Raw genomic sequence first — 24,447 nt, forward strand, 5'->3', positions numbered from 1 at the left:
GCTGCTCCATTTCGTGAACTCGGAAGAGGGTCATCAGCACCTCGACTGGGCGATGTGACTGCCTTTCGCGGGACACTCTCTTCAGGAGCGGTCCCGCTCCGGCAGACGGGGTGCCCGCATCGGAAAACGGGTGCGCTTCACTCACCAAGCCAGCCGGATGTCAGACGAACGGCCGGCCGTCGTGCCGCTTGTGGCAGCATATCCGGCAGGCCGCCCACCACGCCGGAGACGGCCGAAGTCTCGAATCGGTTCCTCTAAACACGGAGCCGACTGTGGCCAATGAGAGCGCCAGACGGAACTGGGTGGTTGGCGTTATGGGAGATGGCGAAGCCGCTTGTACCCGATGACCTTTGGGCAGCGGTTAAGCCGTTGCTGGCGCGCAAGCAGCCCAAGCCGAAGGGGGCCCGCCCGCGTGTGCCGGACCAACCGGCGCTGATGGGGATCGTCTTTGTGCTGACGATCGGCATGTTCTGGGAACACCGTCCCGCCGAGATTGGCTGCGGCTAGGGGACTGGCAAGCGGTGGGCGTCTGGGCGGGCTTCTCCTCGACCGGCTGGAGACGGCAGGCCGCATCCGTTGGAACCGTGCGGCGCCCGACAGCACACCGGTCCCAGGAAAACGAGCGGCGAGATGCCCGGCCCGAACCCGACGGATCGCGGCAAGCCCAGCACGAAGCACCATCTTGTCACGAACGCCGAAGATACCGCTTGGCCTGATCATCAGCGAGGCCAACCAGCACAACTGCCGGGTGTCGAGCGTAGGTTCGCCTAGATGGGCCGCTTTCGCCGATCCATTGTCCGCCACGAGCGCCGCGCCAACATCCACCTCGCCTTCCCCATCCTTGCCACCGCGTTCATCTGCCTCGGCGAGATCAGGCGGTTCTGGTCGGTTTTTTTTAAATAGATCACCGCCGACACAGGGAACTGAAAAACAAGGCAGGGAACTCGCGTCAGCCCACACAAAATGAGAGCGGCGGATGAAGCGGGTCAAGTCAGCCTACCAAGCGCAGCACTTCCACTCCGCCAACTCCGGGATAACAACCTTTCTCATCTTCGTCGCGACGACCTCACCGAGAGCAAGCATCGCGCCGAAAGGGCGCAGGCATCTGGGGTGTAGTCCGACATCAGCGGAGGCACCGCGCGGGCTTGATCGCGCTCGATCCTCCTGTCGATCAGGCAGCTCCGTCGCCTTGAAGCCGTCAAGTCGACCGAGCTTGCGTGGATCCGTAGTTGCCGTTTTGCCCTCTGACCCTCGTGATGTGGAACCGGAAGTCAAAGAGGCAGATCGGTGAGGGTCCATATTCAAGTTGGTGAAGACGATCTGCCCTGTCCGTCTCCACAATGCGAGGAGGCGGTTTCTGCCCCGGGCATGCCGCGAGAAGCAGCCTGCGCGATCGCGATCAGGCAACAAACCAGCCTCGCCAGTTCCAACGTAGGGGTGCTGGTTGATGCACTCTCGATGTTCTGGACCAGTGTCTCCTCCATGTCGGATCTACTACCATGACCCTACGATTGGAAAAGAGCTTTGGATGCATTGAGGCGGTCATGCATCCACACTTTAATCTGGCCGGTGCACCCTGCTGCCGCCAAGTTTGATAACGCTCAACTCCCAAGCCGAGGAGCGCGCTGCCTTCTGTTTCTCCCGAGGGTACGCAGTTGATAGCTGGAAGCTTGAAACTGCCGCTGCACTTTTAGCCAGCTTGTCCCGCTGGGCAGAGCAAGCGACCACCATTTCCCATGGCCAGCCTGGATGTTCCCTGGAGGTTCCTCCCTGACTGCTTCTTTTCGGTGACAGTCAAATGGAAACCAGGAACCAAAGACATTGTAAGGAATCATCACGAGGTCGTGAAAGTCTTTGGTGAGGGCAAACTGCTCGCGTAGGTTGTGCGTGCACTGCAGCAAATCTGCACCGAGGGAGCAGCACACTTGGAACGGCCGGGCTACAGACCAGTCTTTGTGCATGATGGGGACAGGTCGCGTGCTGGACAGATTGCCGCATACCTGACCAACCAAGGCTTGCCGGCAGAGGCGTACAGCGATGCCGATCCGCTTCTGTCCCGCCTGTCGGACGTGCCGCCGAGCTTGGTTCTTCTCCACTGGAGCGGGACCGCACCACATTCGGCGATGAACATCTTGCGGCAGGTCCGCTCGATTTCCGCTGTGCCCTGCGTTTTGCGTGCGCGCGAGTCGAACAGTGATCTCCACCGTATCGCCGGTTTGGACAATGGTGCAGACGACTGCATCCCGGCCGCTTTCACGGAAAGGGAAGTCGTCGCCCGCATCCGCGCCATTATGCGAAGGACTGCCCAGTCCTCAGGAGAGCTCGGTGAGGACAGGACGGAGGTCGAGGAAGCCGCGCCCGCACCCGTCCTGCGCCGCCCAGTGTGGCGGCTTTCTCTCGACCGGCGTGAACTGTACACGCCGAGTGGCAAGCCGTGTGAACTGACCTCGGCCGAATTCGACTTCCTGCATGTGCTGACGCGGAAGCGGGGGACACCGGTGAGTCGTTCGCTGCTCTATCAGGAGGTCTTCCGCCGGCCTTGGTACCCGGAGGACCGCGGCATCGACAACCTTGCTGCCCGGTTACGCCGCAAGCTGGCAGCGCATTGTCCAAACGTTGATTCCATCAAGTCGGTGCGCGGCGTGGGCTACCTGTTCACCGGGTTCTGACGACTATCACGCATCAGAAGTTGCCCCAGGAAAAATCACCCGCAAAAGGCGAGTGTCGCAATGTGTATCACAACCTAAGCGTGCAAATTATTCGTTGCTAGATTGCATAGGTCCGGTGGCAGCAGGCCACGGCATTCAGAACGGAGTGATCGAGACATGCCTGATTACGCCTCAATCCCGGGCGGCAGCGCCGATTGGTACGGCACTCCTGGTGACGACACGATCACCGCCGACAACCACTCCGGCTTCACCTTCGATAACCTGATCACCAGCTTCGGCGGCAACGACATCGTCTATGCCGGAAGGGGTGATGACCTCGTTTTCGCGGGCACGGGCCACGACACGGTTTACGGCGCAACCGGCGACGACGTCATCTACGGTGAAGCAGGCAAGGACATCCTCCACGGCGAGGCAGGCGACGACGTCCTCGATGGCGGTACGGGTGACGACTGGCTCAGCGGCGGCATGGGCCGGGACACCCTGATGGGCGGTGCCGGGCACGACACGCTCCTGGGAGGCAGCGGCCAGGATTTCGTCTCCGGCGGGGCTGGCAACGATCTGATCGACGCGGGTTCGGGCAACGACACCGTGAACGGCGGCGACGGCGCTGACACGATCTACGGCGGCACTGGTGACGATCGCCTCGCGGGTCAGGGCGGACACGACCTGCTGGTCGGCGGCAGCGGCAACGACACCCTGACCGGCGGCATGGGCAACGACACCCTGATCGGCGGCTCGGGCGAGGACACCTTCTACTTCGCCTCCGGCTTCGGCAAGGACGTCGTGCTCGACTTCCACGGCGGAACCGATCACCTCGAGATCATGGCGAACATCAACGGCACGGGCATCGCAAGCGCCGCGGATCTCGCCAGCCATGTCACCGAGGACGACAGCGGCGCGATCATCAGCCTGGGCGGCGACAGCATCAAGCTGGTCGGCGTCTCCGCAAGCGACCTGATCAGCAATCTCGACAATTACGTGAAGATCGTCTGATCGGCGCCCGCTGAAGAAGGCAGGAACTGATGGACACGAACCTGCCTGTGGGCTTTATGGCGGCACCGGGTCACGAAGCGCCCGGTGCCATACCGTCTGAGCACGGCCTCTCCGGTCAGGCGCTTCTCCTGCCAGGAGGGGTGCTCGCAATTCTCTATCGTTCCCCCCCGAGTGCGGGCGGAGGTTCGGTCAACCTCACGATCGACGATCAGCCCGTGCCACTGCCGGTCGCCGCCACTGAGATCGGCGGCCATCCATCCCGGCAGGCGATCCTCTGTCGCGTGAGTGGAGAAGTCGTCCAAAGCATCCGTGGAGACAGCGCTGCCATTCGGGTGCGGCGCGGAAGCAGCCTATCCTTCTCTCTGCCGATCAGATGCCTTGATCACCTTTCCGACCTGGTCGCCGCGCTCAGCGCCCCGGCGGGTGAGGAGCGTGGCGACCTCCTGGCATTTCTCGTGGAGACCTGCACGAATGTCCTCCGGGCAGGCCGTGTCCGCGGCATCGCGCACTTCCTTCATCAGCTCGCGGTGCACCTTGCGCCCCCCGAGCCCTCGCCTCAGACGCTCCGCTTACAACCGCTCGCGACAGAGGCCGACGATGGCCTGTCCCTTTGGGGCGTGTCCGGCGAAAGCGGGCCCGGGCCCTGGTACCTGCTGACAGGAACGGAGGTGCGGCGCCTTGCGCCGCCGGTGGCCGGGCTGCTCATGGTCGAGACCCCCCTGCGGCACGATGTTCCGGTCATGCTCCTGCCGTCGCCATCTCCGGGTGCATCCCGGAGGATGCCCATCACCCTGCTGCGCCGGCCTGCGGGCCTCCCTCAGTTGCTCGCCTCGGCTGCAAAAGGCGACACAAGGGAGCGGGTCCTGGCGCGGGCCCTTGCCCGTCGTCTTGCCGCGGAGCCGAACAACACGCGGCTGGCCCGGCTGCTCCGGGATCGCCGCCTGCTCACGCCGCTCGTGCCCTCGCAGGCGCTCGACAATCCGCTCCGGCCGGTCGGCGGCGCTTTGGAGATGGCCGTTTCGGACGGACACGGGGGCGTCTTCGTCGGCGGCTGGTTGCGCGATCCATTCGGCTTGGTCGCCGGCGGCCTTGCGCTGCGTGATCCCCTGACCGGCATCAGCCAAACGATACCGCCGACCGCATTGGAACGGATGGCTCGCCCGGATCTCACGGACCGGTTCGTGAACGCGGTTCATGGCGGCGGCGGTTCCCGTCCCGGCTTTCTGGCCCACGTGCCGAATGTGGAGCGCGCCACCGGCGGACCCGTTCCCCAGTGGGGCCTGGACCTCCGCCTTGTCTCGGGCGAGGCACTTTCCCTGACCGCCCCTCCCGGCCTCTTGCCGCCTGTCGCAGCGCGAGACCTGGTGCTTCGTTCCGTCCACCCTTCGGCCCTTCGGCCCGAACTGCTGGACCGCTGCATCATGCCGGCGGTCGAGAGGCTGCAACGGGCCGCCCTTGCTGCCCTCGGCCCCGCCGAGGTGGTCCATATCGGCAGCCCCATTGCCGTGCCGCGCGTCGCCGTGGTGATCCCGCTCTACAAGAACCTTCGCTTCCTCCGCTTCCAGATCGCCGCCTTTGCCCGGGACCCTGCTCTGCGCCAGGATGCGCATGTCGTATTCGTGCTGGATTCGCCGGAACAGCGGGCTGAACTCGAGCACCAGCTTCGCGGCCTGAACGAGATCTACGACCTGCCGGTCACGATGGTCGTCATGGCGGCGAACGCAGGCTACGCCAGCGCCTGCAACGCGGGCGTCGCCGCGGCAAGCCCGGCTGCTGACACCGTTCTGCTGCTGAACTCCGACATCATTCCCACCATTCCCGGATGGCTGCGCGCGATGCTGCGCCCGCTGGACGCTGACAAGGCCACCCTGGCGGTGGGTCCGAAGCTCCTTTTCGAGGATGGCTCGGTCCAGCACGCTGGACTGTTCTTCGCCCGCGAAGGCGCACAAGGCGACTGGCTGAACGGCCATTACGGAAAAGGTCTGCCCCGCCGGCACCCCTTCGTCATGCGCGGCTGCGAGGTTCCCGGCGTCACGGGCGCCGCCCTGCTGGTCCGGCGGGACGCTTTCGAGGCCGTCGGGGGGGTCTGCACCGACTACGTCGTCGGTGACTACGAGGACAGTGACCTCTGCCTGAGGCTTCGCGAACTCGGGGGAACCATCCGCTACGTCCCGTCGGCGGAACTCTACCACTTCGAGCGGCAGTCGATCGTGGGTCACGGCGGCTATGCCCGAACCCTCGCCTGCGCACACAACCGGCGACTTCACCATTGCCGCTGGAACGGGGCGATCACAGCCCTCATGGCTGGCTTTCCTGCCGCCGATGGAGCTTCAAGAGCCAAGCGATGAGCTCTCCCCTCCGCATCCTCGTCCTCGCCCACAACCACCCCGACCTCCAGCCCGGAGGGACGGAGGTCGTGGCGCGGAACTTGTTCCGCTCCATTTGCGACGGCACGCCCGGCGTCGACGGCCTGTTCCTGGCGGCCGTGACGGCTTCTCTGCGGGACGCAAAGCCGGGAACGCTGCTTCAAGGAGCCCCTGGCGGGCATGCCGACGAGGCGTTGATCCGCCTGCCGCACTTCGACCGCTTCTTCCTCAGCCAAATCGACACGCACGGGCTCGCCGCGACCTTGGGGCCGCTGCTGGAGCGGCTGCGTCCCGACATCATCCACATTCATCACCCCTTGCAGTTCGGCGTGGAGACGATCGCCCTTCTCCGCCGGCTGGCACCGCGCCGGGCCAAACTGGTCCTCACCCTCCACGACTACTTCGCCATCTGCCCCCGCGAAGGGCAGCTCCTCACCACCGAGGGGCGGCTCTGCCCGGGTCCGGCACTGGATGCTTGCCGGCGCTGCCTTCCCGACCGCTCCGGAACGGACTTCATGCTGCGGCAGATCTCCCTCCAGGACGCTTGCAACAGCATCGACGCTTTGCTCGCGCCCAGCCAGTTCCTGAAGGACCGCTTCGTCGCGGCGGGGTGGGACGCGCGGCGCATCAGCGTACTGCCCAATGCCGTTCCCACCCACTCGCGGCCGGTCGCTCACCGGCCGCTCGCCTCGGGTGGCCGGCGAGACCGGTTCGCCTTCTTCGGCCACATCAACCGCTTCAAGGGCTCCCTTGTGGCGCTCGACGCCTCGGCCCGCCTCAGCAAGACAGGGGTGGCGCACAAGCTGTCGCTTCATGGCGGGACCGCCTACCAGCCCGAAGCCTTCCTGGCAGAGTTCAGCGCCGCGCTCGCTGCGGCCCCGGCCGCCCGCCACCACGGCGCCTATACAGCGGCCGATCTACCGGCGCGGATGGGCGCCGCCGACTGGGTGGTGGTGCCCTCCATCTGGTACGAGAACGCCCCCCTGGTCATCCTGGAGGCCCTGCACCATCGCCGTCCCGTCATCTGCGGCGATGCCGGCGGCATGGCCGAGCTGGTTCGGCCAGGACTGGACGGCCTTCACGCACCGATCGGGGATCCGGAGGGCTGGGCCGAGGTCATGGAGCGGGCGGCCAATGAGCCCGACCTGTGGCACTCGCTGGTGAACAGCCTGCAGGCGCCGTCCGGCATGGACGTCATGGCCGCGGCCCATCTGGACCTCTACCGGCGCCTCCTGCGTCCCGGCCCTGCCCTGCCGGCCGCCGTCGCGGCTTGAGCGTCATTCACCTCCCCACGAGGAAGTACGATGTCCGAGAGCGCTGCCATGGCTGAGCATGGCCCCCTCACCCGTACCGCCGAAATCCAGGGGCTGATCGACAACGTCCAGCCCGGGCGGCTCTTCGGCTGGGCGTGGAACCGCTCGACCCCGCGGGAGCGGCTTCGGATCGAACTGCGCCTCGGGACCGAAGTTGTGGCGCAGACGATTGCCGACAGTGAGCGCCCTGACCTCGCAAGCGGGCAGATCGGCGACGGCCGCTACGCTTTCGACCTTCCCCTTACTCCCGCAACGCTGGAGCGCCGCAGCGAGATCTCCGTCGTCGCTTTGTCCGCGAGCGGCGAGGAACTGCCTCTGCCGATCCGGGCGGTCCGCCGCGATCCAGCGGCCCTTTCCTCGGTGCCGGCAGGAGGCGATCAGGCCGGCCCGGCCCAGGACGGCAGGTCGCTCGCCGACATGGTTCGGGCGCTCTCGGGCGGCCAAGCTCGGCTGCGACAGCACGTTGAGGCTCTTGCGAGCCAGATGCCGGTGCAGGGCCCGGCCGCTGCCGCTACGGCGCTCGAAGAGCTGCAAGCCCGGGTTGAGACACTCGAGATGCGCTGCCTCATGGCCGACGAACAACTGGCGGCCCTGCATCAGCGGGCCGGCAGGCCGGTCCAGACATCGCGGCGCCGGCTCGATCCCTGGCAGATTGCCCTTGGACTGGTGATCGGCATCGCCGCCGGTGGCGCGGCCGCATGGTCCCTTGCCGGGGCTACCCTCCTGCTTCTGGGCCCCTGACGCCATGGCGGAGCAGGGCAGGCCGCGGCCAGCGGAGGCGAACGACATCCTGGCTGTCGTCCGGGCGGAAGTGACCAGAGCCATTCGCCTCGCCCTCCTCATCGGGGGCACGGCCATGGTGGTGACCTTCGTCGGCCTGCTCCTGCGAATGGAGGTTTACAGGCTGGTGGTGCCGACGGGCAGCATGCCGACGGCGGTTGGCCTCGCCGCCGGCTTTTTGCTCGCGACGGCCCTGCTCATCGCCCTGAGCCACCTACGCTCCCTGACCCTCCTCGCGGCCGGCAACCGGCTGGCGCGCCGACTTTCGGCCCCCGCCATCCTGGCCGCGGCCGCGCGGTCGGGCGAACCTGCCTCGACCTGCGGAAGCCTACTTGCCGACATCGAGGAGATCCGCCGCGCGGTCAGCGACAGCCTATGCGCCGCGGCGCTCGACATCGCGCTCGCGCCCGTCACGCTGCTCATCCTGTGGTGCCTCCAGCCCTGGTTCGCCTTTGTCGCGTTCTGCAGCTGCGTCATCGCCGCGGCCCTCAGCCTGCATTCCGAGAAGCGGGCGCTGGGCGCTCTTTCCACCACCAACGCCCTGTCGGGCCGCACCGCCGGCCTGGTGGCGGACGCCATGCGCTGCGCGGAGGCCGTCGAGGCCATGGGCATGCGGCCCACCCTGGCGCGGCGCTGGCTCCGCGACCTGAGCCAGGGAAGCGAACGCCTCCGGGCCGCACAGGAAACCGGGCGGCGCCTCACGGCCGCCACCTCCTCGCTGCAGGGGCTTTCGGCCGGACTGGTGATGATCCTGGGAGCCGCCTTCGCCCTCCAGGGACAGAACCTCGGCGTCAGCGTGATGGCCGCCATGCTTCTGACCGGAAGGCTCATCGAACCCTTCACCCATCTTGGGGCCGCGAACCAGGATTGGGCCGCCGCCGCCGCCGCCTGGAAGCGGCTTGGCGAACAGCTCGGCAGGCGAACGGACCATGCGGCCGACCAGGGCGAGAGCTTTGACTGCCCGGAGGGCCGCCTGGTCCTGGAGCGGCTTACCTACCTCCAGCCGCGGACCCCACGGCCCCTGCTTCGGGAGGTGAGCCTCGCCGTCGAGCCCGGCTCGGTCACGGCCATCTCCGGACAGGCCGGAAGCGGCAAGACGACGCTTCTCCGGCTCATGATGGGGATGATCCGGCCAACCGCGGGCGGGGTGTTCCTCGACGGCCACGCCGTCAGCCAATGGTCCCGCGAGGACCTGGCGCGGCACGTCGGGTACCTGCCGCAGGACCCTTCCCTCGGCGACGGCACGATTGCCGAGGCGATCGCCCGCCTTTCCGCCACTCCGGACCTGGTGGCGGTGCTGCGCGCGGCGCGGATCACCGGAGCGGACCGCATGATCGCGGGTCTTCCCGCCGGCTACGCCACCCCCGTGGCCGGAGCCGGCGATTCCGGCCTCTCGATGGGGCAGCGCCAACGAATCGCTCTCGCCCGGGCGGTCTACGGCGAACCGCGCCTCGTGATCCTCGACGAGCCCACCGCCTGGCTCGATACCGAGGGCGAAGCAGCCTTCATCCGCCTCCTCGGCCAACTCCGCGATCAAGGCGTCGCGGTGGTACTGAGTTCGCACCGTGCACCAATCCTCGCGATCGCGGACCGGCTTCTGGTGCTGAGCGCTGATGGCACGCTGCGGCCGGCGGAGGCCCGTCCGGCTGCCTCGGGAAGCGCCAAGGTCATCACCTTCAATCCGAAGCCCGCCGCATGAGCGATATCCTCGCCTATCCGCGACCGGTGCGAGCACCCCGTCAGATCACCCTGCAAGGCCTCTGGATCGCGGTCCTCGGCCTGCTTCTCTCGATCGGCGCATTGGGCGCCATGCTGGCCGCGCCGCTGCTCACCATGCACGTCTTCGATGGTGTGCTGCAGAGCAGGAACGGCGACACTCTGGTCGCCCTTGCCGTGGCCTACGCCCTGATCGTGCTGCTCGGCGGCGCGTTGCGCTACTTGCGCGCCGCCCTGGTCGCCGCCGCCACGGATGCGGCGGGGCGGCAGCTGCAGTTCCAGGCGCTGGGAGCCTCCGTTCGTGGAGCCCTCGCCGGCGACCGAACGCGCGGGCTTGCCGCGTTGCGGGACGCCGGCGAGGTTCGCCGGCTGCTCGGCGGCGCGGTGGCGTCCGACCTGATGGACCTGCTGATGGTGCCGGCTGCCGTGGGACTGCTCTTCGTGCTGCATCCCTACTACGGCAGTCTTGCCCTCCTCGGTTGCGCGATCCTCACCCTCCTTGGTGCCCTGGCCGACCTCACCACCCGGAAGCTGGTCCGCGCCGCCAGCAACGAGCAGGCCCGTGTCACGGCCGCCCTGACCGGCCGGCTGCGAAGCCGCGACATGATCGACGGCCTTGGCATGCTGCCCGCCATCCTGCGTCGCTGGCGCCCCGACGCCGAACGCTCGATCGAGATCGCGGACGCCGCCCAGCGACGGGCGCGGGCCATCCAGGAACTCGCGACCTTTGTCGGCCTCGTTCTGCAGATGGCGACCATTTGCGTCGGCATCTGGCTGGTCACCTATCATCACGCCACGCCCGGCAGCATTCTGGCGGCCACCATGCTCGCCGGCATGGCGTCGTCGCCCGTCAGCCGCGTTGTCGCCACCTGGCGTGACTGGGCCTTCGGCGTGGTGGCGTGGCAGCGCCTTTCGCGCTTTATCGCCGACACAGCCACCCCGGCGCCGCCCCCGGCCAACCCCTCCGCCCCGGCCGGCCTGAGCGTCGAGCACCTCACCCTGCGCACCCCAGACGGGCTCCGCTCCCTGGTGCGGGACCTGGATCTCTCCATCTGCGCCGGCCAAATTATCGGCATCCGCGGGCCAAACGGCGTCGGCAAGTCGACGCTGCTCCGGGCCATCCTCGGGCTCTCGCTGCCAGAGGCAGGGGTCGTGCGTCTGGCTGGCGAGGCGACCTACGCGCTTCCTGGGCGCGACGGTCTGGCCGTCGTTGCATCCCGCGTCGGGTACCTGCCCCAGGGGGCGCAGCTGCTTGAAGGAAGCGTCCTCGACAACATCCGGCGCTTCACGGACGCGCCCGCTGAGCAGGCCGTTGCGGCGGCGCGCCTCGTCGGCGCGCATGCGATGATCGGCCGCCTCTCGGATGGCTATGGCACGCCAGCAGGGCTCACCTCCGGGCTTTCCGGCGGGCAGAAGCAGATGGTGGCATTGGCGAGGGCTTTCTTTGGTACTCCATCCCTCCTGGTGCTCGATGAGCCCGAAGCCGGGCTGGACGCGAACCTGATCCGGGATCTGCGGGCCGCCGTCGCCCAGGCGCAGCACCAGGGAACGATCACCCTGCTTGTGACGCACGACCCCGCCGGGTGGGAGGGGATCGTCAGCGGCTGGCTCGACCTGGCGGCCGACGGCGGATGGCACTTCGAGGCAGTTGCACGGGGAACGAACGCATGAGCGACCTTGCCAGCACCCCACGAGAAGTCCTGCCCGCGCCATCCGGCAATGTCATGGCTCGCCCCACCCCGCGCGGCACCTTCCCGGTCAGGGCCACGCCCGGTGACGCGCCGCCGGTGCTTCGAGCGCAGTCCACGCCACCCGCACCCCACGACCCCGACCTTGAAGCCGTGATCGGCGCCCCATCGCTGCGCCGGATTGCCCTGGCATCCGTCCTGACCCTCGGCATCGGAGTGGGAGGCCTCTTCGGCTGGGCGGCCACGACGTCGCTCGAGAGCGCGGTGATGGGTGTCGGATCCTTCGTCGCCGAGGGCCGACGCAAGACGGTCACGCTGCTGGAGCCGGGAATCCTGCGCCAGCTGGCCGTGAACGAGGGCGACGAGGTGCGCGCGGGCCAGGTTCTCTTCCGGCTCGACGTGACCCAGGCCGAGGCCGCCGCCAACCAGGCCCGTGCCCTTTACGTGACCGGCCTGGCGCGCATCTCCCGGCTCACGGCCGAGCAGGCCGGGCACCGGACCCTGACCCCACCCGTTCTGGAAGCCCCAAGCCCGCTTCTCGAGCAGTCGCTGGCCTCCGCGATGCAGGCGGAGCAGCGGCTCTTTGCGGCTCGCTGGGCCGCCTATAACGGTTCGCTCGCCGCGGCGCGCCGGCATGCGGCCCAGTACGGTGACCAGATCCGAGCCCTGGGGGCGCAGAAGACGGCGGCCAGCACCCGGCTCGGGGCGCTCCGGGATGAACTCGCGGGCGTAAACCAGCTTCTGGCAAACGGCTTTGCCACCCGCACACGCGCCCTGGAACTGCGCCGCAACGAAGCGGAAGCCTTGGGAAGCCTCGGCCAGTACACTGCCCAGGAAGCTCAGGCCCGGGAACTTCAGGCCCAGGCTGTCCTGGAGGCCGAGAACCTCAATCTCACCCGCCAGTCCGAGATCGCGAGGGATCTGCAGGAGGCCAATGCCGCCACGACGGACGCGGTGGAGCGGCTGCGGGCCGCCCAAGACGTCCTGAACCGTCGCGAGGTCACCGCCCCCGAGGCCGGCACGGTCACGGACATCAAGTACTTCACCCCCGGCAGCTCGATCGGGGCGGGGCAACCTGTACTCGACCTTGTTCCCGAAGGTGCCGCCCTGGTTGTCGAGGTCCGTATCGCGCCGAACGACATCGAACAGGTGGCCGTCGGCCAGCACGTGAACGTCCGCCTCTCAGCCTTCCGGCAGCGTGAAGTTCCGCTGATGACCGGCCGCCTCACCTACGTATCGGCCGACCGGCAGACCGACCCGCAGGGCAGTGCCTTCTTCCTGGCCCGTGCCGTCCTGAACCCGGCTTCCTCCGTGGAAGGGAAGGAAGGCAACCTGGCCATCCCGCCCCTCGCTGCCGGCATGCCTGCCGAGGTTTTCGTTCTCGGCGAGAAGCGCACCGTTCTCGACTACCTGCTGCGGCCTCTCCGGGACAGCCTTCGCCGCGCGCTGCGCGACTAATCCCCCTTCCTGGCCACGATCAACCAGGCGCCGCAGAGCGCGCGCCTGGGCCGCTCGCGCCCGACCAGGCCATCGGCGCGACAGAGGGCCGCGACGACAATCCGACGACAAACTGCGACACAATGCGGCTGTCCCCCGCTCTCTTTTGCGTGTTCTCTCCGCCCTGCAAACCGATCGTCGAGACGGCACAATACACGTGGCGTCACATCCCTTTCGTCTGGGATCGCGATCCTGCATGGAGTGTGAACCCGGTGAGTAACTCCAGTGCGACACGCCGGCAGATGCGCACCGAGCGGCAGTCGGCCGCACACGTGAACAAGCCTCGCCCACCGGCGTCCAAGCCGTTCCCTGTGCGCCTGCTGACGATGGCGCATCTTCACCCCGCGGTGTCAAAGGGCGGCGCCGAGATCGCCGCCTATCAGCTCCACAACACGCTTCGCTCTTCCCCGGAGGTCGAGGCCTCCTGGTTCCTGGCGGCCTCGGGCGGGCGCGTTTCTGCGCGCCTCGGGGCTCGGCTGTCCCAGCCCTTCGGCGCGAATGAGTACGTCTATGCTGGCGCTGGCTTCGACCACTTCACGCACAGCAACCCGGACCCCGAATGGCCGGTCGAACTGGCCCGCCTGCTGGAGGAATTGCGTCCGAACGTGGTGCATCTTCACCACTACACGAACTTCGGCGTGGACACGCTCCTGACCATCCGGCGCGTCTTGCCTGAGGCGCACATCGTGGTGACGCTGCATGAGTACCTGGCCATCTGCAATCACTTCGGCCAAATGGTGAAGCGCCCGGGCATGGCCCTGTGCGACCGGTCCTCGCCCCGCGACTGCAACCGCTGCTTTCCGGAGCGGTCCGAGCAGGACTTCTTCCTTCGAGAATTGTTCATCAAGCGGTTCTTCCGGATGGTGGACCACTTCATCTCCCCCAGCCAGTTCCTGGCCGATCGCTACATTGCCTGGGGCATCGCGCCCTCCCGCATAACCGTCATCGAGAACGGCGTGCCCGACGCGCCCTCCCTTCCCACCCGCCCCCGTCGCGCCGACACCCCTCTCTCCATCGGCTTCTTCGGCCAGATCTCGCGTCTGAAGGGCATCGACGTCCTGTTCGACGCTGCGGAAATCCTGGAGGAGGCGGGCATCACGGGAATTCACATCGACGTCCACGGTGACCACTCCGGTCAGCCGCCGGAGTTCCGCGCCCTGTTTGAAGCAAGGCTCGCGAATGCACCGAAGAACGTCCATGTGCACGGGCCCTACGAGAATGACCGTGTCCACTCGCTGATGCGCAGCGTCGATGCGGTGATCGTGCCCTCGGTCTGGTGGGAGAATTCACCTCTTGTCATCCAGGAGGCCTTCCTCGCGCGGCGCCCCGTCATCTCCTCCGATATCGGCGGGATGGCCGAGAAGGTGAGGAACGGGGTGGACGGCTTCCACTTCCGGGCGGGAAACGCCCGTTCCCTCGCGGCCCTCCTCACCGAGCTCTCCGCACAGCCCGACAGGCTGCTCGCCCTCGACCGCACCCTCGCCAGGCCGCTTACCTTGCACCAGACCTCGGCCTCCACCCTTGCGCTCTACCGCGCCTGCAGCGTGCGCGCCGCGGCCGATGCGGATGGCCGGACTATTCCCGCCCTGCCGGAGATGCAGCTCGCATGACCATCCGGGGATCGGTCGACAGCATCTCGGCGGAAGGTGCCTCGGGCTGGGCCTTCGCGAGCGGCACGGGGCCCGCCCGCACGCTCGTGATCCAAGCCCTCCTTGATGGGCGCGTAATCGGCGAAACCGTCGCCGACCAGCACCGCTCCGACCTTGCCGAAGCCGGCCTCGGCGATGGCCGCTGCGGCTTCACAATGGCCTTCTACGACGCTCCCATCGAGCGGCAGCTCCTGCCTTTCATCTCGATCCGGCCACGAGGCGGCGATGTGGAACTGCCGCGGACCGGCCTTACCGGCGTCGGCGAGTACTTCGGGGCGATCCATGCCCGCTATCCCGGCGCCGGCCGCCAGCGGAGCGTGCTCGGCGGCCTCTGGACGGATCGCACGGACGCGGCTCGCCTTCTGGCGGGACGGGTTGCGATCGGATCGACCCCGGCCGGGATCCGCGAGCCGCTGCAGCGAATCATCGGTGACGGCTACGCCGTCCTTCGAGGAGCGATCGACCAGCCGATCACTGGCGAGGGTGGCTTCACGCTCGACGGCGTGACCTGCAACGGCCCCCTCGCCCCCCATTCAGCGCCGGCCGACCGGCAGATGCTCGAAATAACGCCGAGCATCGTCTTCCAGCCTCCCGCATTGGCGCTGATCCAGGCCATGCTGGACGACACTCCGGTTGCCCATCGGGTCGTTTTCGCCCGTGGCGACGGGGGCACGGCGGGCTTCTCACAGGCCAGCTCGGCGGAGCGCCTTCCGTCGCCCGCTGAAACCGTACTTGTGGTCGCGTGCGTGGGCGGGGTCCGTTCTGGCCATGTCCTGGCCGACATCGTGGCAGGCAGCCACGAACTGCCCGAGTTCACAGGCGACGGCCGCTCCCGCTGGCTCCCGGACCCGGTCAGCAACCGGCCCCATCCGGCTCTGGAGATCGCCCGTCGCTTCGACGCGTCCGTGCGGACCGTTGAGGTCGGCCCCCTCGACCTGCTGATCCTCGGGCCCGGCACGGTTCACCGGCTTCGTACGCCGCAGGAGCACACCGGCGCCCTTCAGGTCTGGTGCTTGCCCTCGCGGATCAGCCCATCCCGTATTCTCGAATGCCCGGAAGCCGGCACCTTCGTGGTGCCGCATCGCTCCGGCGCGATGCTGGCGGTCTGACACCCATGTCCACCGATCTTGCGACCGAAGCCCGGCCGGCCATCGTCGCCGCACCGGCTCCTGCCAGCCGCCCCCACCATGAGGACGGCTATATCGACTTCTATGGCTATGCGCCCGCCGCGGGCGGCTGGCTCTTTTCCGGCTGGTCCCGCGGACGCTGGAAGCCCGACGCGCGGCCACCGCAGGTCACCGTGCTCTTCCAGCAGGGACGGATCGAGCGAACGGAATCCGTCACGGCCTGGTTCGCTCGCCCCGACCTCGGGCGCCGCGGTGTCGGCATCGTGGTGTTCGTCCGCGCCCCGGGGCAGCCCCTGGGCGAACTCTCCGGGATCCACCTCGCCATCGCGTCCGAGGATCACGAAGCCGGCCCCGCGCCGCCCGCCCTCCGGCTGCAGCCGGTGCGCCCGGTGGTGCATCTTCGCGAAAGCGACGTCGAGGCCCGCATCCGGCCTGGCGTGATGAACGCCTTTGCCGGTCCCGAACGGAACCGGCTGCTCAGCCTTCTCTCCCGCCGCGCCTATGCCGGGATGGACACGCTCCACGACCTGCCCGCGCCGGTGCGAATCGGGCTCGACGAGGCCATTTCCGTACCGCCTGGCGGTCTCGTTCTGCTGGGGTGGTGCCTTGACCCCACGAACGCCATTGCCTCCATTCGGGTGCATGGTCCCCTTGAGGCCCGCGACCGGAGCTCCCTGACGGAGCGCTGGATCCCGGTCGAGCGGCCGGATGTGGTCGAAGCCGTCTCCTCCACCATGGGTATCAGCGATCCGCGCTGCGGCTTCGTCGCTTATGCACCCGCCTGCGGTGTCCCCTGGCCGGGTGGAGCCGGGCAGGCGCCCTATCTGGAGGTGGAACTCCATTCCGGGGAAATCGGGTATATGCGGATCCCGGCGCCCACACGGTCGGGTGCCTCCGCCGCCCGCCGCATCCTGGACGCCGTGCGCCCGTCCGCCGACGAGATCGAACCGGCGTTCGACCGGGTTCTCGGGCCAGCTCTCACCGCCATCCACCAGGCGCGCCTGGCGCGCCCAAGGAAGGTGAGTGAGGTGAGCTTCGGAACCGGCCCACAGTCCCCGGTCTGCAGCGTCGTCATTCCGCTCTATGGGCGGATGGACTTCCTGACCTACCAGATGGCCCTGCTCTCGGAGCATCCGGGCAATGCGGCTCACGAGTTCATCTACGTGCTCGACGACCCGCCACGGAAGCGCGAACTGCTGGACCTCGCGCACTCGGCGCACCGTCGCTTCGGGCTTCCGTTCCGGATCCTGCTTCTTGAGGAAAACCTCGGCTACGGCCCGGCGAACAACCTCGGCATGGCGGCGGCCCGTGGCGAGTTCATCTGCCTGCTGAACTCCGACGTCATGCCCTCCCCCGAAGCTCCAGGCTGGCTGGACGGCATGATTGCCGAGCTGCGAAAGGACGCGACCCTCGGGATGGTCGGCGGACAGCTGCTGTTCGAGGACGGCACGGTGCAGCACGAGGGAATCACCTTCGAGCGCCTGCCCCAGCAGGCCAACTGGCCCTTCCCCATGCATCCCCGAAAGGGGCTGAGGGTGGTGCCGAATGGCAAGAGCGGCCCAGAGGAGGTCGAGGCGGTCACCGGCGCCTGCATGGTCCTGCGGAAAAGCCTGGCGGACAGCCTGCGTGGCTTCGACGAGGTCTATGCGATCGGTGACTTCGAGGACACCGACCTCTGCCTGCGCGTCCGCTCTCAGGGGCTGCGCTGCGCCCTCGATCGCCGCGCGCAGCTCTATCACCTTGAGCGCCAGTCGCAGATCACGCCGGATAATCTCTGGCGGCACCACGCGACGCTTCTGAACGCCTGGACCCACACCCGCCGCTGGTTTCCCGAGGAAGCCGGCCGCTCTCAGCCGCCTCGCCCGCTTCTTCGCCGCTGAAAAGGGCACACGCCAAAATGGCCACCAAAGTCGCCTACCTCGCCGAGAACCTCGGCCAGGTCGATAACGCCTGGAACCTGTCGCTCTCGCAGTTCCTTCTCGCCACGGGAGGCAACGTAGGCAACCTGGCCTTCTGGCACGCCGCCCGCCTGCTCTTCGACGCCACGGACGTCCAGCTCATTTCCCGCGACACGCGGCCGTCGGACGTGGCGGCTGACGTCGAGGTCGTCGTGATTCCGGCCGCCAACTTCCTCCACGACGGTGCCGATCTGGGCCGGATGGCGGATCTTATCCGGGCGCTCGGGCGACCTGTGCTCATCCTTGGCCTGGGTGCCCAGGCCGAAAAGGAAGACGTTCCCCCGAAGCTCAAGCCGGGCACGTTGGACTTCCTCCGCGAGGTGGGCCGGCTGTCGCCCAAGATCCTGGTCCGCGGGCAGTTCACCCAGGACTTCTGCCGCTCCCTGGGCGTCGAGAACACCACGGTCCTGGGCTGCCCCTCGCTCCTCATCAACCCCGACCAAGCCCTCGGCGCCAAGCTCGAGGCACGGATCGCCGCCCTTCCTCAGGAAGGCGGTCCCCTCGCGGTGCACGGAGCCTGCATCAAGCCCGCCCTGGCTGGCATCGAGCGCGAACTCGTCCGTCTGGTGCGGCTGAACCCCGGATCGGCCTATATCATCCAGCGGCCGCTCGAACTGATCAAAGCGGCCTTCGGCGCCGAGCTGGGCACGCCGGCGGAGGTCGAGTACTTCGCCCGCTGCGCGGCCTTCCTCGGCCTCGGAGAGAGCGGCGCGCTGACGGCCTTCCTCCGGGCCCACGGTGAGGCTCCCACATCGGTGAGCGGCTGGGCCCACAGCCTGCAGCGCTACTCCGCCGGCGTGAACACCCGCATCCACGGCACCATGATGGGCGTCCTGGCGGGGCTGCCCAGCATCTGCATCTGCCACGACACCCGCACGCGCGAGTTGGCCGAGCAGATGCAGGTTCCGAAGCTGTCGCCGCGGGAATTCATCGAGCACCGCCACTCGGTGCGGGACATGTTCGCCGCGACCGGCTTCTCGGGGAAGCGGTTCGACGCCGGCCGTTCCGAGGCGGCGGCGGGCTTCCTGACCGCTGTCGAGGCAGTGGGGCTCAAGCCGTCCCGGCACCTCCGTCGCTTCCTTGATGCCTAAGCAGTCGCAACGAGAACAAGGCTCACAGACATGATGAAGCCCATTGCCGTGCTCGGCACGGACGGAACCATTGGCTCGTCCTTTGCCAGGCGAACGGATGCGGCCTTTGCGGCCACGGGAGCCAACACCGGCAACCTTGCCTTCCAGTACGCGGCCTTTCACCGGGTGCTGGGAAACGAGCGCATCACCGTTCCCTTTTCCTTCGACCCGGCCATCGTGCGGGAGCGCTGCCGGCTGATCTGCGTGCCGGCCGCCAACTTCCTTTATTCCGGCTTCGATCTGGGCGAGCTTGCCGACCGATTGGAAGCGACGGGCCTGCCTCTCATGGTGCTCGGGCTCGGCGCGCAGGCCTTCCGCTCCGTCAGCGAGGTGCAGCTCAAGCCCGGGACGGAGCGGCTGCTGCACCTGTTTCGCGAGCGCTGCGCCCGTATCATGCTGCGCGGCAGCTACACGGCCGCCGTTCTCGAGCGCTACGGCGTCCAGAACTTCGAGGTTCTCGGCTGCCCGTCGAACTTCATCCATCCCAACCCCCACCTCGGGGCATCGATCGCAGAGCGCTTTCGCACCAAGCCTCTGCAGGCGGTTGCCCTGGCACCAACCTTCTACTCGTACAATGCCAAGGGCGAGCGCGCCTTGCTGGACGAGTTCGGCGAGGACCGCGTCACCCAGCTGATCGCTCAGGACCCGCTGGCCGCCATCATGCTCGCGCGGCGGGAACTCGACGCGCCTGAGGTGGCCGCCTGGCTCGACGGGAAGGCCGGCCTCCTGACGGAAATGAACAAGGCCGAGCGCGACCTCTGGGCCGGCCGCCTCCGGGGCTACTTCTCGGCCGAGGCCTGGCTGGAAGCCTATCAGGCCGTCGACGCGGTCATCGGAACGCGCATCCACGGCGCCGCCCTGGGCTGGCAGGCTGGCCGGGCGGCCCTCGTGATCAGCTTCGACCTCCGCACGGAGGAGCTTGCCCAGACCATGGGGCTCCCCTTCGTCAAGGCCGCGGCGCTGGCCGCAGGCGGCGCGGAAGCAGCTCTCAAGGCGGGCGTGGAAGCCTGCGCCCCTGTCTACGATGCACGCCGAGCGGAACTCGCCGGCCGGCTCGTGCGGCTGCTGGGCGAGCACGGCGTCACCCCAGGGACGGTTCTCCAGAGCCTTGCCTCCGGTGAGGCCGCCTCCCTGCCGACCGAAGCATCCGCCGGACCGGCGCCCTCGGCACCCAAGCCGACCAGCTGGGGCTTCCTGGAGCAGTACAATCGCCGTCGGATTGCAGGCTGGGTCGCCTCCAGTGGCCCCGTCGCGCCCCGTATCACCGTGCGTCTGGACGGGCAGGAAATCGGAACGGTGACGCCGAGCACCCCTCGCCCCGACATCAGCGGCCACGCCTGGGCCTTCGAAGTGAAGATCCCGGCCGACGCCAAGGTTCCGGACGTGGCAAAGGTCGAGGCGCTGTTCACCGACACCGGCGCCGCCCTCCGGAACTCCCCGGTCGTGACGAGCTTCGCCGCGCAGGACGAGACCAAGGTCCTTCGCGGCCAAGGCGGCTACCTGTTCCTGCAGAACGACAGCAATGGCGTGCTGGAACAGGTCCAGGGCCGCCGCACCCTGTTGCCTGGAGAACTCGACCTTTGGGAGCGCTTCTTCCGTGGCGTCGACGCTGCGGCGGTCAGCCATGGCGTGCGCGTGCTCTACCTGATCGCGCCCAACAAGGAATGCGTCTTCGCCGAGCACCTCCCGGACGGCATCTCGGTGTCCGAGGGGCGGCCGGTGCGACAGGTTCAGGCGCTCGCGGCGCGGCTCGACCTCCGGGCCACGCGCGTCATCTACCCGTTGGAGGCCATGCGCCGCGCCGGGACGGACGTCGCAACCTATCCGAAGGGGGATTCTCACTGGAGCGACTATGGGGCGTCCGTGGCGCTGGACGCAGTCTACGAGGCCATCGGCCTCGACCCCAACACCGCAGGCCCTCAGCCCGGGCCTGACGCATTCCAGGTCGAGTACCGCAACGCCGATCTTCTCTCCAAGCTCGGAGGCGTCTGCGTGGAGGAACAGCCGGTGCTTCGGCAGCGCCCGGCGGCCCGGGTCGTGCAGGACAACGGGGTGCTGAACACGGGACGTCGCCGGGAACTCCGCCCCGCCGCCCAGCAGGCCGCCCTGGGCCACCTCCTGATGCTCCACGACAGCTTCGGTGAGTGGCTGATCCCGCCCCTGGCGGAGCGCTTCGCCTCCACGACCGCCGTTTGGAACGCAAGCCTGGCCCAGAGCATGCTGGAGCAGGAGCGGCCGGACGTCCTGCTGTTCGAGCGCGCCGAGCGATTCCTCGTCGTTCCGCCGCGTTTCGGCTGAGCCGCCCTCCGCCGTGCGTCCAGCATTCCTCGCCGGCCTGGCCCTTCTCGCCTGCTCCGCCACAGGCACGCGAGCGGAGCCAGGTGGAACCCCGGACGCGCCGCCGCGCCTGGAGATCGCGGCCGAGGCTCAGCCTGAGACCGTCTTCCGGTGGGCGACGCAGCGCTGTGGCGACATGAACCTGCCGGATTCCCCGGCACGTGCCCTGCGGACAAGGTCCGGCGTGCTCCTGCTGGCCGCGCACTTCATCAACATCCCTCTGCTCGGCGCCGACTTCGACCACTTGGCACCCAGCTGCGCGGCCAGCAGCCAGGGCGCGGAGGCCGCCGATCCCACCCGCTTCCAGGATCGGTTCTGGGTGCAGGCCCTCCTGCCCTTGCCGCCGGCATCGCCTGGACGCCCTGGACAGGTCGTCGGCCTCGCAAGCCACGAGTACATGGGCTGGAGGCATTCCGGACGCTGTGCCGCTCCCTTTGACGGGTCCGGGCGGCGTCCGGCCGCCTTTCGCTGCTGGTACTCGGCGATCACGGCGGTGGTGGCTGAAGAAGGCGACTGGCGGTTCCAGCCCGTCCCAGCGCCAGACGGGCCTGCAGGCCGTGGCCTGGTGGTAGCCGCTTCGCCCTATCCTTACGACCCGACCGCGACCGCACGCACCGGCTTCTTCTCGGTCAGCAATGCCCTGATCGAAGGCGAGCATGCCTTTGCTCTCGTCTATACCGAAGGCGTGCCTGGCCAGCCCCGCGGCAATTGCCTACTCCGGGCCAGGCTGACCGAGGCGCTGAAAGGCTGGGAGCTTCTCTCGCGGGGCGGATACGCCCCGCGCTCCGAGAACGGTGCCGCCTCACCCACCCGCCCCTGCGATATCGTCGGCAGTGCCGTCTTCGGCGGCGCGCCGGTCCGCTCGGTCATCCGTGTGGCCAGTCCGGCTGGGCCCTGGTGGCTTGCCGTCTTCACCCGGGCCGCGCCCCGCGACGCGCCGCCGGGTACGCCGGAAGGGGTGTTCTACAGCCGCTCGCGCGACCTGCGGAACTGGGCGCCGGCGGAACAGCTCTGGGCCATGCGTCCTTTCCGAAGCCAGCCGGAGGCCGGGGTCTATTACGAGTATCCTTCCCTCGTGGACCATGCCAGTCCATCCCCGGTCTTCGACCGGGCGGCAGAGGAGCCGGGCAAAGCTGACCTTCACCTCTACCTGACGCGGCTGAACCTGATGAACAGGAAGCGGGGGCTGGATCGCGACTTGGTCCGGGTTTCCGTGAAGGTCAGCCCGTGACCACCCGGCATGAGCATCGGGAGGACTGAGCCGATGCAGACGCTTTTCGTTCACCAGAGCTTTCCGGGCCAGTACCGGCACGTCGCGGCCGCACTGGCCGGACGCAAGGGTCACCAAGTCGCAGCACTTGGCGAGCAACGCCTCGGCACGATCCAGGGTGTGAGGCACTTCCACTACAGCAAACCCGAGGGGGCCGGCGATGCGACCCACCGGTACCTGCGCCCGCTGGAAGCATCCGTCCGTCGCGGTCAGGCAGCAGCCCGGGCAGCGGCCGCTCTCAAGGCCCGCGGCTTCGAACCGGATCTGGTCTGCTGCCACCCTGGCTGGGGCGAAGGCCTCTACCTGCGCGACGTGTTCCCAAAGGCGAAGCTGCTCTACTACTTCGAGTTCTTCTACTCGGCACACGGGGCCGATGTGGGCTTCGCGTCCGATCAGCCGGTCGGCCTCGATGAGGCAGCGCGTGTCCGCACGCTGAACGCCAACCACCTCCTCTGCCTTGAGGCGGCCGATTGGGGCCAGACGCCCACGGAGTGGCAGCGGTCCCGCTTTCCAAGCTGGGCGCAGGAGCGGATCACCGTTGCCCATGAAGGGGTCGACACGGACTTGGCGAAGCGCGATCCGAACGCCCGCTTCACTCTTCCGGATGGGCGAAGTCTCGGCCGGGAAGAGGAGGTCGTGACCTTTGTTGCCCGTGGCCTGGAACCCTACCGCGGCTTTCCCTCCTTCATGCGCACCTTGCCGGAGGTGCTTCGGCTCCGCCCGAGGGCTCAGGTGGTCATCGTCGGTGGCGACGAGACACAGTACGGGCAACGCCCGGCCAGCGCACCGAGTTGGCGGGAGGAACTGCTCGCGGAAGTCGGACCCCAGCTGGACCTGGGGCGCGTTCACTTCGTGGGACGGATCCCACACCCGCAGCTTCGCGCCCTTTTCAGCATCAGCGCCGCGCACGTCTACCTGACCTATCCCTTCGTGCTGTCGTGGTCGCTTATCGAAGCAATGGCCAGCAGCTGCCCGGTCATCGGCTCGGCCACCGCTCCAGTCCAGGAAGTGATCCGGGATGGCGAAAACGGGCTGCTGGTTCCCTTTGGCGACAAGGACTTCCTCAAGGAGAAGATCATCACACTTCTGGAAGACCCTCGTTGGGCCGAAGACTTGGCTGCGGCAGCGCGACAAACGACGATCGATCGCTTCGATCTGCAACGCGTCTGCCTGCCGCGGAATGTCGCTCTCCTAGACGCTGTCGCGAGCGGAAAGGTTCAGGACCTCCAAGATCCGGATCACTCACCAACCACCGAGAGTGGAATTGAGCCAGAGACGATGTGCGCACCAGACGCCACCGTTGACGTGAACCGATGCAGGTCGCATGCGAAAACGGAACAGGGCTGGTCTTGACGAGCAAAAGAGAACGGTTGGAAACGCTTTCGGACTCTGAATGGTTCTTGTGGCCGCTGTCCCATACCCGTCTCACGAACTTCTGACTCACTCGTGCGAGGTGCACTGACGTGAGGCGTGCTCCGGTGTGCTTCGAACTGGTGGAGCGCAGGGGACACCCGCCTGCCGCTCGGCGGGCAGGCGCAACGTCTCCTCAGCGCCGGCCGAGACCAGTGGGCCGGCGAGGAGCCCCGTCTCCTCGCGACCGCTCGCGCTCCCGACGAGAGGCACGCTTCCAGACACTGCCAAAGCCGCTCAGTCGCATTGAAAAACCCTGGCGTCTCTGGTCTCCGCCTCTGTGCCCCCGGTGCTGCACTTCTGCGCAGCGGAGACACCGGACTGCATCCACAGCCTTCCACCGCACGAAAGCATCTTCATAACACGCCGCCCAGATCAGCCCGGTCGAAAGGCCGGCGAATACTGGCCTTTTCATGCAGCGTGGCATGTGCTGGCGATACTGCGAGGAGAACGGAGAAGGCTTGGCTGGGGCGCCAGGATTCGAACCTGGGAATGGCGGTACCAAAAACCGCTGCCTTACCACTTGGCGACGCCCCAACAGGCC

16 protein-coding genes, 1 tRNA gene and 1 pseudogene are annotated in these 24,447 nt (G+C 67.8%); 16 read left to right on the forward strand and 2 right to left on the reverse strand.

Going from position 1 to position 24,447, the window contains the following annotated elements:
• Positions 1-321: 321 nt before the first annotated feature.
• The 3 genes and pseudogenes from ACFFIC_RS27035 (at position 322) to ACFFIC_RS27045 (ending at position 3,662) form a co-directional block, all read left to right on the forward strand.
• Positions 322-903, forward strand: a pseudogene (locus ACFFIC_RS27035) (transposase).
• Positions 904-1,925: 1,022 nt separating this feature from the next.
• Complete coding sequence (locus tag ACFFIC_RS27040) at positions 1,926-2,669, forward strand: winged helix-turn-helix domain-containing protein (protein WP_377056291.1); 744 nt, start codon at positions 1,926-1,928, stop codon at positions 2,667-2,669.
• A gap of 156 nt (positions 2,670-2,825) precedes the next feature.
• Positions 2,826-3,662: a calcium-binding protein gene (locus ACFFIC_RS27045; protein WP_377056293.1), complete on the forward strand. Its 837-nt coding sequence runs from the start codon at positions 2,826-2,828 to the stop codon at positions 3,660-3,662.
• Here ACFFIC_RS27045 and ACFFIC_RS27050 read toward each other — a convergent pair.
• Complete coding sequence (locus tag ACFFIC_RS27050) at positions 3,644-3,964, reverse strand: hypothetical protein (RefSeq protein ID WP_377056295.1); 321 nt, start codon at positions 3,962-3,964, stop codon at positions 3,644-3,646. The two genes, ACFFIC_RS27045 and ACFFIC_RS27050, sit on opposite strands and share 19 nt — an antisense overlap.
• Before the next feature lie 366 nt (positions 3,965-4,330).
• Here ACFFIC_RS27050 and ACFFIC_RS27055 point away from each other — a divergent pair, with 366 nt between their 5' ends.
• The 13 genes from ACFFIC_RS27055 to ACFFIC_RS27115 all read left to right on the forward strand — a co-directional run bounded on the left by ACFFIC_RS27055 (position 4,331) and on the right by ACFFIC_RS27115 (position 23,846).
• Positions 4,331-6,010, forward strand: coding sequence for a glycosyltransferase (locus tag ACFFIC_RS27055; RefSeq protein WP_377056297.1), 1,680 nt, complete (start codon positions 4,331-4,333; stop codon positions 6,008-6,010).
• The gene (locus ACFFIC_RS27060) at positions 6,007-7,302 is read left to right on the forward strand and encodes a glycosyltransferase family 4 protein (RefSeq protein ID WP_377056299.1); all 1,296 of its coding nucleotides are present in this window, start codon (positions 6,007-6,009) and stop codon (positions 7,300-7,302) included. Before ACFFIC_RS27055 ends, ACFFIC_RS27060 begins: the two co-directional genes overlap by 4 nt.
• A 30-nt stretch (positions 7,303-7,332) precedes the next feature.
• Positions 7,333-8,082, forward strand: coding sequence for a hypothetical protein (locus ACFFIC_RS27065; RefSeq protein WP_377056301.1), 750 nt, complete (start codon positions 7,333-7,335; stop codon positions 8,080-8,082).
• Positions 8,083-8,152: 70 nt separating this feature from the next.
• Positions 8,153-9,820: an ATP-binding cassette domain-containing protein gene (locus tag ACFFIC_RS27070; RefSeq protein ID WP_377056303.1), complete on the forward strand. Its 1,668-nt coding sequence runs from the start codon at positions 8,153-8,155 to the stop codon at positions 9,818-9,820.
• Entirely contained in the window at positions 9,817-11,508 is a 1,692-nt protein-coding gene (locus ACFFIC_RS27075; RefSeq protein WP_377056305.1) for an ATP-binding cassette domain-containing protein, read from the forward strand. Before ACFFIC_RS27070 ends, ACFFIC_RS27075 begins: the two co-directional genes overlap by 4 nt.
• Positions 11,505-12,983, forward strand: coding sequence for an HlyD family type I secretion periplasmic adaptor subunit (locus ACFFIC_RS27080; protein WP_377056307.1), 1,479 nt, complete (start codon positions 11,505-11,507; stop codon positions 12,981-12,983). Before ACFFIC_RS27075 ends, ACFFIC_RS27080 begins: the two co-directional genes overlap by 4 nt.
• 350 nt (positions 12,984-13,333) lie before the next feature.
• Complete coding sequence (locus ACFFIC_RS27085) at positions 13,334-14,632, forward strand: glycosyltransferase family 4 protein (RefSeq protein ID WP_377056309.1); 1,299 nt, start codon at positions 13,334-13,336, stop codon at positions 14,630-14,632.
• A gap of 86 nt (positions 14,633-14,718) precedes the next feature.
• Positions 14,719-15,780, forward strand: a complete 1,062-nt coding sequence (locus tag ACFFIC_RS27090; RefSeq protein ID WP_377056311.1) for a hypothetical protein — start codon at positions 14,719-14,721, stop codon at positions 15,778-15,780.
• 5 nt (positions 15,781-15,785) lie between these two features.
• Positions 15,786-17,678 carry a glycosyltransferase family 2 protein gene (locus tag ACFFIC_RS27095; protein ID WP_377056313.1) on the forward strand — a complete coding sequence of 631 codons (1,893 nt, stop codon included), beginning with the start codon at positions 15,786-15,788 and terminating at the stop codon, positions 17,676-17,678.
• A gap of 17 nt (positions 17,679-17,695) precedes the next feature.
• The gene (locus tag ACFFIC_RS27100) at positions 17,696-18,847 is read left to right on the forward strand and encodes a polysaccharide pyruvyl transferase family protein (RefSeq protein ID WP_377056315.1); all 1,152 of its coding nucleotides are present in this window, start codon (positions 17,696-17,698) and stop codon (positions 18,845-18,847) included.
• Between the two features lie 30 nt (positions 18,848-18,877).
• Positions 18,878-21,184, forward strand: a complete 2,307-nt coding sequence (locus ACFFIC_RS27105; protein ID WP_377056317.1) for a polysaccharide pyruvyl transferase family protein — start codon at positions 18,878-18,880, stop codon at positions 21,182-21,184.
• Positions 21,185-21,197: 13 nt separating this feature from the next.
• Positions 21,198-22,454, forward strand: a complete 1,257-nt coding sequence (locus ACFFIC_RS27110; RefSeq protein ID WP_377056319.1) for a hypothetical protein — start codon at positions 21,198-21,200, stop codon at positions 22,452-22,454.
• A gap of 33 nt (positions 22,455-22,487) precedes the next feature.
• Complete coding sequence (locus ACFFIC_RS27115) at positions 22,488-23,846, forward strand: glycosyltransferase family 4 protein (RefSeq protein ID WP_377056321.1); 1,359 nt, start codon at positions 22,488-22,490, stop codon at positions 23,844-23,846.
• 519 nt (positions 23,847-24,365) lie between these two features.
• Here the strand turns inward: ACFFIC_RS27115 and ACFFIC_RS27120 are convergent.
• Positions 24,366-24,440: transfer RNA gene (locus ACFFIC_RS27120), tRNA-Gln, on the reverse strand.
• Between the last annotated feature and the right edge of the window lie 7 nt (positions 24,441-24,447).

The organism is Muricoccus vinaceus (assembly GCF_042433125.1).
Classification (GTDB): domain Bacteria; phylum Pseudomonadota; class Alphaproteobacteria; order Acetobacterales; family Acetobacteraceae; genus Roseomonas; species Roseomonas vinacea.

Excerpts from the sequence above, each read along its gene's own strand:
- ACFFIC_RS27095 (WP_377056313.1), top strand. The coding sequence starts at position 15,786 with ATGTCCACCGATCTTGCGACCGAAGCCCGGCCGGCCATCGTCGCCGCA.
- ACFFIC_RS27105 (WP_377056317.1), top strand. The coding sequence starts at position 18,878 with ATGATGAAGCCCATTGCCGTGCTCGGCACGGACGGAACCATTGGCTCG.
- ACFFIC_RS27075 (WP_377056305.1), top strand. The coding sequence starts at position 9,817 with ATGAGCGATATCCTCGCCTATCCGCGACCGGTGCGAGCACCCCGTCAG.
- ACFFIC_RS27060 (WP_377056299.1), top strand. The coding sequence starts at position 6,007 with ATGAGCTCTCCCCTCCGCATCCTCGTCCTCGCCCACAACCACCCCGAC.
- ACFFIC_RS27080 (WP_377056307.1), top strand. The coding sequence starts at position 11,505 with ATGAGCGACCTTGCCAGCACCCCACGAGAAGTCCTGCCCGCGCCATCC.
- ACFFIC_RS27045 (WP_377056293.1), top strand. The coding sequence starts at position 2,826 with ATGCCTGATTACGCCTCAATCCCGGGCGGCAGCGCCGATTGGTACGGC.
- ACFFIC_RS27065 (WP_377056301.1), top strand. The coding sequence starts at position 7,333 with ATGTCCGAGAGCGCTGCCATGGCTGAGCATGGCCCCCTCACCCGTACC.
- ACFFIC_RS27100 (WP_377056315.1), top strand. The coding sequence starts at position 17,696 with ATGGCCACCAAAGTCGCCTACCTCGCCGAGAACCTCGGCCAGGTCGAT.
- ACFFIC_RS27115 (WP_377056321.1), top strand. The coding sequence starts at position 22,488 with ATGCAGACGCTTTTCGTTCACCAGAGCTTTCCGGGCCAGTACCGGCAC.